Origin of the sequence: uncultured Campylobacter sp., assembly GCF_938045225.1 — a bacterium.
Taxonomy (GTDB): Bacteria; Campylobacterota; Campylobacteria; order Campylobacterales; family Campylobacteraceae; genus Campylobacter_A.
Genome location: NZ_CALINL010000318.1, coordinates 1 through 6,837 on the forward strand (window position 1 = coordinate 1; position 6,837 = coordinate 6,837).

At 47.7% G+C, this 6,837-nt stretch carries 7 protein-coding genes; all 7 read left to right on the forward strand.

The window, feature by feature from the left end:
• The first annotated feature begins 113 nt into the window (after positions 1–113).
• Complete coding sequence (gene flgA / locus Q0200_RS11520; RefSeq protein ID WP_297941251.1) at positions 114–920, forward strand: flagellar basal body P-ring formation chaperone FlgA; 807 nt, start codon at positions 114–116, stop codon at positions 918–920.
• A complete protein-coding gene (locus Q0200_RS11525) occupies positions 917–1,852 on the forward strand; it encodes a UbiX family flavin prenyltransferase (protein WP_297941252.1) in 936 nt (311 codons plus the stop codon). Before flgA ends, Q0200_RS11525 begins: the two co-directional genes overlap by 4 nt.
• Before the next feature lie 82 nt (positions 1,853–1,934).
• Positions 1,935–2,402, forward strand: a complete 468-nt coding sequence (gene coaD, locus Q0200_RS11530; protein ID WP_122867979.1) for a pantetheine-phosphate adenylyltransferase — start codon at positions 1,935–1,937, stop codon at positions 2,400–2,402.
• Positions 2,403–2,404: 2 nt separating this feature from the next.
• The gene (gene tmk / locus Q0200_RS11535; RefSeq protein ID WP_297941253.1) at positions 2,405–2,983 is read left to right on the forward strand and encodes a dTMP kinase; all 579 of its coding nucleotides are present in this window, start codon (positions 2,405–2,407) and stop codon (positions 2,981–2,983) included.
• Positions 2,976–4,223 carry a histidine--tRNA ligase gene (gene hisS / locus Q0200_RS11540; protein ID WP_297941254.1) on the forward strand — a complete coding sequence of 416 codons (1,248 nt, stop codon included), beginning with the start codon at positions 2,976–2,978 and terminating at the stop codon, positions 4,221–4,223. The genes tmk and hisS overlap by 8 nt, the downstream gene beginning before the upstream one ends.
• On the forward strand, positions 4,216–6,051 hold the full coding sequence (gene speA, locus Q0200_RS11545; RefSeq protein WP_122867986.1) for a biosynthetic arginine decarboxylase: 1,836 nt from the start codon (positions 4,216–4,218) through the stop codon (positions 6,049–6,051). Before hisS ends, speA begins: the two co-directional genes overlap by 8 nt.
• 26 nt (positions 6,052–6,077) lie before the next feature.
• A partial coding sequence (locus Q0200_RS11550; RefSeq protein ID WP_297941255.1) for a pyridoxal phosphate-dependent aminotransferase occupies positions 6,078–6,837 on the forward strand: 760 nt, incomplete at its 3' end.

Below are 6,837 nucleotides of genomic sequence, written 5' to 3' on the forward strand. Positions count from 1 at the left end.
AGCACAACCTTGCCAAGGTTGGGGTCGCGAGTTCGAATCTCGTTTCCCGCTCCATTTTTTTCTTACTATTTTTTCCCATTTTTTTATTTTCTTCAGATTTAGCGCTTTGGTCGATGTATTGCGTTTCAAGCGGCAAAATCACGCTTGCGGACTTGGGTTTTACGGACAAAAACGACGAAATTTTAAATTTAGGCGAAAACAAAGCCGCAAAAATAAATTCGCGAGATTTAGCAGAGATTTTAAAAAAGCGCGGCGTAGAGCTTGAGGACAAAAGCGGCGGAGAGACGATATTTGTCAAAAACTGCGACGCGTTAGCTCTCGTGCAGCGCGCCTTTTTACAAGAGGTTACGAGCGAGTTTAAGGGACTACAATTCGTCAAATTTCCGCTTATCGAACCTCAAAATGAACTTCCTAAAAACTTCCACGAATACAAATTTGACAAAATTTACGTAAATAAAATCAATCCAAAAGGCAGCTTCAGGGCTAGTTTTATCACGCCAAACGGCTCGCAGCCAAGCGTATTTTTTAGATACGAAGTTAGCGCAAAAATGCCGGTTTTGCGGGCTACTAAGCCACTCGCGACGCGCCAGATGCTAGGTATAGACGACTTTGCGAAAGACTGGGTCGAGCTTGGCGAGTTTAGCCCCGACATGATGAGCGAGGCGCCAAATGCGAGGCTAGCGACAAAGCAAAACATAAAAAGCGGCGAAGTGCTGCGACTGCGGCAGTTTACGCCATTGCCGCTAATTAAAAAAGGCGAGCGCGTAAATGCGGTGCTTAGCGACGGGGCGCTCAGCATCATCGTCGAGGTCACGGCGCTAGAAAACGGCAATCTAGGCGAAACCATCAAGGTCAAAAACAACGATAAAAAGGTCTTTAGCGCGCAAATCGTCTCAAAAAAACAGGTGATGATAAGATGAAAATTTTTCTAGGTATCAGCGGCGCAAGCGGCGTAAATCTGGGGCTAAAGCTCGCCCGCGAGATAGTAAAAAGAAGCGAGCTGCACCTGTGCGTGAGCAAAAACGCGATGAACGTGCTAGAAAAAGAGCTAAATTTTACGGATATTTTTTTTAAAAACGGTGCAACGGGTTTAAAATTTAACGCAAACCAAAGTAGCGCCAAATTTGACAAAGATCACGAAGACGCAAAATTTGTAAATTTTTGCTCCGCACAAGGCGAGCTGGACTTTGTAGGCGGAGACGAAAGATCGCAAGCCCAAAACGGTAAAGTTGCTGATAATGCGCAATATTTGGGCAGTAATGTTTTAAAATTTGACGCTTTGGATAACTGCGCTCTTGACGACGCAGACGGGGAAATTTGCAAATTTGATAGCAGCGAGAAAAACGAGCGGCAAGACGCCCAAATTTTGGACAAATTTAATAGCCGTAAATTTCAAAACAAAAGTGAATTTGATAAAAACAGCGCCCAAAAAGACGAAATTTATCAAATTTGGCAAGAACTGCAAAATCGCGCCGTTATCTATGGCGACTCCGATCTAGCCGCAGCGCCGAGCTCTGGGTCGTTTGGCATAGACACTACTATCGTCGCACCCTGCTCTATCAACACGCTAGCTAAAATCCACGCGGGCTTTGCCGACACGCTGATAACTCGCGCCGCCGCAGTCGCGCTAAAGGAGCGAAAAAGGCTAGTTTTGGGCGTTAGAGAGATGCCGTTTTCTACGCTAGCGCTCGAGCACGCGGCCAAGCTTTCTGCGCTCGGCGCCGTTATCGCGCCGCCAGTTTTTGGATATTATTCGGGTCAAAATAGCCTTGAGGATATGGAAAATTTCATCATCGGCAAGTGGCTTGATCTGCTCGGACTCGAGCATCAAATTTACAAAAGATGGAGCTAAAAATAGCTGCGCCAGTCGCAAGATAAAGTCCTGTTTTAGGCATAAAATAGTAAAATCATCCTCTAAAATTTAAAGGCGAAAAATGAAAGCTTGTATCTATCCCGGCACCTTTGATCCCGTCACAAACGGCCATCTGGACGTCATCAAGCGCGCGGCTAAAATTTTCGATAAAGTTATCGTTGCAGTTGCGGCTAGTGAGAGCAAACAGCCCTATTTTAGTTTGGCTAGACGGGTAGAAATGGTAAAAATCTCAACGGCGGATCTAAAAAACGTCGAGGTCGTGGGCTTTGATAACCTGCTCGTTGATTTTGCCAAAAGCTGCGGCGTAAACGTCGTGATCCGCGGACTTCGCGCGGTCAGCGACTTTGAGTACGAGCTGCAAATTGGCTACGCAAACGCTGTGCTTTGGGATGAGTTAGAGACCGTTTATCTGATGCCGAGCCTACAAAACGCCTTTATCTCAAGCTCGATCGTGCGCTCCGTTCTTAGCCATAACGGCGACGTTAGCAAGCTGGTTCCGGGCGAAATTTTAGAAACTTTGAAAGGCTAAATTTGTATATTTTATTTGAAGGTACCGACGGCGTGGGCAAAAGTACGCAGATAGCGCGGCTGGCGGCGGCTTATCCACAAGCGATCGTGACTAAAGAGCCGGGCGGTACGAAGCTTGGCGAAAATTTACGCGAGATTTTATTAAAAGAAAACGACCTGGATAAAAGGGCTGAAATTTTGCTATTTTTGGCCGATAGAGCCGAGCATTTCGGTAAAATAATAAAACCAAATTTAGATAAAATGATTTTAAGCGACAGAGGGTTTGTCTCCGGTATGGCTTACGCGCTGGCGGGTGGAAATTTTAGCTTTGAGGAGCTTTTAAGTTTAAACAAGTTTGCTCTGCAAGGAAATTTTCCGCAAAAAATAGTATTTTTTAAAGCGGACGAAAGCACGCTAAGATCGCGTCTAAATTCGCGCGCGCAGATGGACGGCATAGAGGCTCGCGGATTTGGCTATCTACTAAGAGTGCAGGACGCGATGGAGGAAATTTTACAAAAACTAGGCGTCTGCTACGTCACAATAGGCGCCGCCTGGGACGAAGAAAAAATAACGAATTTGATAAAGGAGTTTATAAATGATTAGCGCATTAAGGGGGATGAAGGACGTTTTGCCGCCTCAGTCGGGACTTTACGAGAGGATAATCAAGATCTGCGAAGAGGTCGCGAAAAACTACGGATACGAGTTCGTGCTGGCTCCGCACCTGGAGCAAACGGCGCTTTTTCGCCGCAGTGTCGGGGAGAGTAGCGATATCGTGGGCAAGGAGATGTATCAGTTTGAGGATAAGGGCGGCAACGACGTTTGCCTGCGCCCTGAGGGGACGGCTGGAGTCGTGCGCGCATTTATCGAGGCTAAATTTGACCGCGCGGGCGGCGTGAGACGGTACTTTTACCACGGTTCGATGTTTCGCTACGAGCGCCCGCAAAAAGGGCGTTTGCGCGAGTTTCATCAGTTTGGCTGCGAGTGTTTCGGCGAGTCTAGCGTTTATGAGGATGCGAGCGTTATCTTGATGATAAACGAGATATTTTCGCGCCTGGGTATCAAAACCAAGCTACTTATAAATTCGCTCGGAGATGCCGCTAGTATGGGCGCATACAGGCAAAAGCTAGTTAAATTTTTAGACGCGCACGAGGATCAAATTTGCGAGGACTGCAAACGCAGAAAGCTCACAAACCCTATCCGCGTGCTAGACTGCAAGGTGGAAAGCTGCCAAAAAATCTACGAAAACGCGCCGCTGATAATCGGCAGTCTAAACGACGAATGCGCGGCCGAGTTTAAAAAGCTACAAGAAATTTTAAGCTACAACGGCGTGGAGTTTGAGATAGATCCAAAGCTTGTGCGCGGGCTTGATTATTACTGCAAAACGGCGTTTGAGTTCGTTTCAAACGAGATCGGCGCACAAAGCGCGGTCGCGGGCGGCGGACGCTACGACAGACTGGTCGAGTACCTAGGCGGCAAGGCTAGCTACGGCGTTGGCTTTGCGATGGGTATCGAGCGCATAATGGAAATCCTAGGCGGCCGCGAGAGCCAGAGCGCAAGAAGCGGCGTATATATCGGCGCAATGGATGCTGATGGGCTAGATGCCATCTATAAAATAGCGATAAATTTAAGAAAAAGCCTTCCAGTTCTCGTTAGCTACGAGCCTAAAAAGCTACAAAAACACCTAAATGCCGCAGATAACGCAAACGCTAGGATCTGCCTTTGCGTCGGCGAGGATGAGCTAAAATCGGGCAAAATTTGGCTAAAAGATCTAAGCGAAAAAGCCGAAAAAACACTTGATTTGGCGGATCTAGAGGCGGAACTTAAAAGGATTTTAAATGTATGATTACGGTTTAAATTTGTGGGGAAATAATAACTTCATCGTCGAAAACGGTAAAATTTGCGTCAATACCGGCTCAAAACCAGCCATCATCGACATCGTAAAAAGCATCAGGAGCGAAGGCTACCGAGGCCCGCTGCTGCTGCGCTTCCCCCACCTCATACACAAGCAGATTTCGCAAATTTACAAAAGCTTTGAGAGCGCGAAAAACGAATTTGGCTACAAGGGCAGCTTTAACGCCGTCTATCCGCTAAAAGTAAATCAATACCCGGGTTTTGTAAAAAATCTAGTCCGTCACGGTCAAAAATACGGATACGGTCTGGAAGCGGGTTCAAAGGCCGAGCTGCTGCTAGTGATGGCGTATAACAACGAAGGCGCGCCAATCACCGTAAACGGCTTTAAAGATAAAGAGATGATAAACATCGGCTTTATCGCGGCCGAGATGGGACACAACATCACGCTAACGATCGAGGGACTAAACGAGCTTGAGGCTATCATCGCCATCGCAAAAGAGCGTTTCGCGCCAAAGCCAAACATCGGTCTGCGCATAAGGCTGCATAGCAGCGGATCTGGTATCTGGGCTAAAAGCGGCGGTATAAACTCCAAATTTGGCCTAACGGCAACCGAGCTAATCGAAGCGGTAAATTTGCTAAAAGAGGCAAATTTGCTCGATCGATTTAATATGATCCACTTTCACATCGGTTCGCAAATCACCGAAATCCACCCGCTAAAAAAAGCTCTAATCGAGGCCGGAAACATCTACGCCGAGCTGCGTAAAATGGGCGCTAAAAACCTAAAAGCTATCAATTTAGGCGGCGGCCTAGCCATAGAGTACTCGCAGTTTAAGGAAAACTCAAGCCGAAACTATACTCTCAGCGAGTACGCCAACGACGTGGTCTATCTGCTAAAGACGATGGCGACGCAGCGAAACGAGGTGGAGCCCGATATCTTTATCGAGAGCGGGCGCTTCGTCTCAGCTTCGCACGCGGTGCTGGTTGCGCCCGTTTTGGAGCTCTTTAGCCAGGACTACACCGAGGAAAAGCTCGTGCTAAAAAAGAAAAATCCTCAGCTAATTACCGAGCTAAACGACCTGCTAAGCACGATAAAGCCGTCAAATGCGATAGAGTATCTGCACGACAGCATCGATCATATGGAGAGCATACTGACGCTGTTTGATCTGGGATACGTCGATCTGCAAGACCGCTCGAACGCTGAAATTTTAACCCATCTAATCATCAAAAAAGCGGCCAAGATCCTCGGCACCAAACAGCACAACGCCGAGCTTTTAAAGCTGCAAGAGGAGGCGCAGGAGCGCTATCTCGTAAACTTCTCGCTATTTCAGTCGTTGCCTGATTTTTGGGGGTTAAAGCAAAATTTCCCTATCATGCCGCTTGACCGCCTAGACGTGCGCCCTACCCGCTCGGCGTCGCTGTGGGATATCACGTGCGATTCTGACGGCGAGATAGGCTTTGACGACGAGGAAAATCCTCTATTTTTGCACGACGTGGATGTGGAAAAAGAGGAGTACTTTTTAGGGTTTTTCCTAGTCGGAGCGTATCAGGAGGTGTTAGGTATGAAACACAATCTCTTTACTCACCCGACCGAAGCGACCATCGAGATAGACGCAGAGGGATTTAAAGTTTCACACCTGCTGGAGAGCCAGTCTATCCTTGATATCATGGAGGATCTGGACTACGACATCTACGAGATCCAGGACATCCTAAACGAGCGCATCGAAAAGTCAAAACTCGTAACCGACTCGCAGCGAAAGCAAATTTTAGGCGAAATGTATCTGTTTTTAAACGATAACGGCTATCTAAAAACTATATCTTAAATTTAAATTTAGAAAAAGGAGTAAAAATGCTATCAAAAAGAGTTCAGGTGCTAGGCGAGAGCCTAACCATCGAAATCAGCACCAAGGCAAAAGAGATGAAAGCCCGCGGCGAGGACGTGATCAGTTTTGGCGCGGGCGAACCGGACTTCGACACGCCCGAGATCATCAAAAACGAAGTAAAAGCCGCCCTAGATAAAGGCTGCGGCAAATACACCGCCGTTGCCGGCACGCCAGAGGTTAGAGAGGCGGTCGCCGCAAAACTAAAGCGCGACAACGGCCTAAACTACGCGCCAAATCAAATAATAACCAACGTCGGCGCAAAGCACTCGCTTTTTAACGTATTTCAGGCGTTAATCGACGAAGGCGACGAAGTCATCGTGCCAAGCCCGTACTGGGTGAGCTACCCGGAGATGGTCAAATTTAGCGGCGGCAAGCCCGTTTTTATCGAAACTAGCGAAAAAACAGGCTTTAAAATCACGCCCGAACAGCTAAAGGCGGCGATCACTCCTAGAACTAAAATTTTAACGCTAAACAGCCCTTGCAACCCGACGGGCGCGATATATAGCCGCAAAGAGCTGGAGGCGCTGGGCGAAGTGCTAAAAGGCACGAAAATCATCGTAGCTAGCGACGAAATGTACGAAAAGCTAAACTACGAGGGCGAATTCGTCGCTACTGCGGCCGTGAGCGAGGATATGTTTAACCGCACGATTACGATAAACGGCCTAAGCAAATGCGGCGCGATGCCGGGCTGGAGATTTGGCTACATGGCTAGTCTGTTTAAGGAGC

Bases quoted from the DNA above. Each gene is read 5' to 3' on its own strand.
- Q0200_RS11525 (WP_297941252.1), top strand. From the start codon at position 917: ATGAAAATTTTTCTAGGTATCAGCGGCGCAAGCGGCGTAAATCTGGGG.
- flgA (WP_297941251.1), top strand. From the start codon at position 114: ATGTATTGCGTTTCAAGCGGCAAAATCACGCTTGCGGACTTGGGTTTT.
- coaD (WP_122867979.1), top strand. From the start codon at position 1,935: ATGAAAGCTTGTATCTATCCCGGCACCTTTGATCCCGTCACAAACGGC.
- speA (WP_122867986.1), top strand. From the start codon at position 4,216: ATGTATGATTACGGTTTAAATTTGTGGGGAAATAATAACTTCATCGTC.
- hisS (WP_297941254.1), top strand. From the start codon at position 2,976: ATGATTAGCGCATTAAGGGGGATGAAGGACGTTTTGCCGCCTCAGTCG.